This window comes from Nocardioides sp., assembly GCF_024509035.1.
GTDB lineage: Bacteria > Actinomycetota > Actinomycetes > Propionibacteriales > Nocardioidaceae > Nocardioides.
Map to the genome: position 1 here is coordinate 1 of NZ_JANINT010000337.1, position 3,145 is coordinate 3,145.

Consider the following 3,145-nt stretch of genomic DNA (forward strand, 5'->3'; position numbering starts at 1 on the left):
CCAGGGCCGCGTGGTGGACTTCAAGAACACCGTCATCATCATGACCACCAACCTCGGCACCCGTGACATCGCCAAGGGCATCAACCTGGGCTTCCAGCAGTCCGGCGACGCCGCGGGGTCCTACGAGCGGATGAAGGGCAAGGTGTCGGAGGAGCTCAAGCAGCACTTCCGTCCGGAGTTCCTCAACCGTGTCGACGAGATCATCGTGTTCCCGCCGCTCTCGCAGGAGCAGATCGTGGCGATGGTGGACAACATGATCGCCTCCGTCGAGCTGCGGATGCGCGACCGCGACATGCGCATCGAGCTGACCCAGCCCGCCAAGCAGCTCCTGGCCGAGCGTGGGTTCGATCCGGTGCTCGGCGCGCGCCCGCTGCGCCGCACGGTGCAGCGCGAGATCGAGGACGTGCTCGCCGAGAAGATGCTGTACGGCGAGGTCGGCCCCGGCCAGATCGTGCTCGTGGGCGTCGAGGGCGAGGGGCCGACGGCCACCTTCACCTTCGAGGGCCAGAAGGTCGGCGAGCTGCCCGACCTGCCGCCGTTCGAGACCGCTGAGGTGGCCTCCAGCGAGGCCGCCCCGGTCGATGGTCCCGACGACTCCGACAGCGGCGCGGACGTCCCCAAGTCCCAGGACTGACCAGTCGACGTTGACCCGCCCGAAACTTTCGGGCGGGTCAACGTCATTTCAGGGCAGCGCGTAGGTGTCCGCGCCCGCGTGCACGACCAGGCGGTCCTCGACGAGGCTGGCCAGGCAGCGGACCCGCTGGGCCTCCTCGGACCACGCGGCGTCCAGGCGACTGCGGTGCACCGGGCCGTCGGCGTCGCGCAGGACGGCCAGCAGCCGGCCACGGCACTGCCGGTCGGTGCCGGCCCAGGTCTGCACCTTGCGCGGCGGCCCGTCGTACGCCGGGTAGCCGGACGCGCGCCAGGTGCACTGCTCGGCGACCGGGCAGGCCGCGCACCGCGGGTTGCTCGCCGTGCACACCAGGGCGCCGAGCTCCATCACCGCGACCGCCCACGTCGCGGCGGTCGCGTCGTCGTCGGGCAACAGCTCGGTGGCGACCTCGCGCTCGGCCTTCGTCACCGACGCCGAGGGGAACTCCACCCCTTGGACGGTCCGCGCGAACACGCGACGCACATTGGTGTCCAGGACGACGTGGCGCCGCCCGAAGGCGAAGGACGCGATCGCAGCCGCGGTGTAGTCGCCGACGCCCGGGAGCGCGATGAGGTCGTCGTACGCCGACGGCACCTCGCCGCCGTGCCGCTCGACGATCGCCGTCGCGGCGGCATGCAGGCGCAGCGCCCGGCGCGGGTAGCCCAGGCGGCCCCAGGCGCGGACCGCCTCGCCCGTGGGCTCGGCCGCGAGGTCGGCCGGTGTCGGCCACCGGGCCAGCCACTGCTCGTGGACGGGAAGCACGCGCGCCACCGGGGTCTGCTGGAGCATGAACTCCGAGACCATCACCGACCACGCGCTGGCCTCCGGTCGACGCCAGGGCAGGTCGCGGGCGTGCTCGTCGTACCATCGCAGCAGCGGTGAGTGAAGATCGCTCATGTCGCCTGCATTGTCGCCGGTGTGGCACCACCAGTCCGGCCCCGCCCCTGACTAGCGTTGCCGCATGCCCGCAATGACCCGTGGCCCCTTGCCGGCGCGCGTCTACTGGGTGCGTCGTGCGATGGTGCTGGGCACCGCCGTCCTGCTCGTCGTCGCGATCGGTCGCCTGCTCGGCGGTGGCAGCGACGGCTCGTCGGGCGCCGACGAGGCCGCCCAGGTGGGAGCGGACATCACCTCGACCTCGACGACGGAGATCACCGGCCTGCCGACGCAGACCACCCGCCTCCCGAGCGCGAGCCCCACCAAGAAGCCGTCGAGGACCAAGACACCGCTCGCCCAGCCCGACGGTCCGTGCGCGAACGAGGACGTGGCGATCACGCCCTCGGTCGAGCAGGCCGTCGGCGGCCGCGACGTCCCGATCGTGCTACAGCTGCGCTCGCGCACCGCGGACGCCTGCACCTGGCGGGTCTCACCCGACACGGTCACGGTGAACATCACCTCCGGCAAGGACCGGATCTGGACCAGCCGCGACTGCCCGGCCGCCATCCGGACGCGCGACGTCATCGTCCGCAAGGCCGTGACCGCCGACGTCACCCTGATCTGGACCCAGGCCAAGCGCTCCGACAGCGACGGGTGCACGCGGTTCACCGGATGGGCGATGCCCGGCTGGTACCACGTGACCGCGGCGGCCCTCGGGGGTGAGCCCTCCGACGTCCAGTTCGAGCTGACCGCTCCCGTGGCCGGGACGATCACCAAGACGGCGACGCCCAAGAACACGCCCAGCAACTCCCCGTCCGGCCGCCCGCTCGCTCCGGGTCAGTCGACCAAGACCCCCGGTCAGGGCCCCGGTCAGGGTCCCGGGAAGTCGCCCTCCGGTGCCGTCGAGCCTGACTGAGCGGACTGTGGCGTGGTCCGGGCGCCCTGGACGCCTGCCGGCAGATCGACGAGCTAGACGTACCGCTCGAGGATCGTCGACTCGGCGAGGCGCGAGAGCCCCTCGCGGACACTGCGGGCGCGCAGCTCGCCGACACCCTCGACGGCCTGGAGGTCGTCGACGCCGGCGGACAGGAGCTTCTGCAGCGTCCCGAAGTGGTCGACCAGCCGGTCGACGACGGTGGCGGGGAGCCGGGGGACCTTGGCCAGCAGGCGGAAGCCGCGGGGAGCGACCGCGCCGTCGAGGTGCTCGCCGTTGCCGAGGCCGAGCGCACGTGCGGCGGCGGCCGGGTCGACCAGCTCGGTGGACGACAGGGACTCCAGCCGGTTGAGCAGCGCCTCGGGGCTCTTGGAGCGACGCCCGGAGGGCAGGTAGTCGCGGATGACCAGCTCGCGCTCGGTGTCGACGCCGGTGATCAGCTCCTCCAGCTGGAGGGACAGCAGCCGACCGTCGGTGCCGAGCTCGAGCACGTAGTCCTCGATCTCGCTGGCGATCCGGGTCACCATCTCGAGCCGCTGGGCCACCACCGCCACGTCGCGGACCGTGACGAGGTCCTCGATCTCGAGCGCGGACAGCGTGCTCGACACCTCGTCGAGTCGCAGCTTGTAGCGCTCCAGGGTCGCGAGCGCCTGGTTGGCGCGGGAGAGGATCTGGCCGGAGTC

At 72.1% G+C, this 3,145-nt stretch carries 4 protein-coding genes; 2 read left to right on the forward strand and 2 right to left on the reverse strand.

Annotated elements, in window-relative coordinates; genetic code table 11:
• The coding region (locus Q0L15_RS20725; protein ID WP_296606585.1) for an AAA family ATPase at window positions 1-634 on the forward strand (634 nt) is incomplete at its 5' end.
• Window positions 635-682: 48 nt separating this feature from the next.
• Here Q0L15_RS20725 and Q0L15_RS20730 read toward each other — a convergent pair.
• A complete protein-coding gene (locus Q0L15_RS20730) occupies window positions 683-1,549 on the reverse strand; it encodes an A/G-specific adenine glycosylase (RefSeq protein WP_296606587.1) in 867 nt (288 codons plus the stop codon).
• Between the two features lie 64 nt (window positions 1,550-1,613).
• On the opposite strand from Q0L15_RS20730, the gene Q0L15_RS20735 reads away from it, so the two are divergent.
• Window positions 1,614-2,444, forward strand: a complete 831-nt coding sequence (locus tag Q0L15_RS20735; protein ID WP_296606588.1) for a hypothetical protein — start codon at window positions 1,614-1,616, stop codon at window positions 2,442-2,444.
• Between the two features lie 53 nt (window positions 2,445-2,497).
• Here Q0L15_RS20735 and disA read toward each other — a convergent pair.
• A partial coding sequence (gene disA / locus Q0L15_RS20740; RefSeq protein ID WP_296606590.1) for a DNA integrity scanning diadenylate cyclase DisA occupies window positions 2,498-3,145 on the reverse strand: 648 nt, incomplete at its 5' end.

Coding starts and splice junctions, on each gene's coding strand:
- Q0L15_RS20730 (WP_296606587.1), bottom strand. CDS start 1,549: ATGAGCGATCTTCACTCACCGCTGCTGCGATGGTACGACGAGCACGCC.
- Q0L15_RS20735 (WP_296606588.1), top strand. CDS start 1,614: ATGCCCGCAATGACCCGTGGCCCCTTGCCGGCGCGCGTCTACTGGGTG.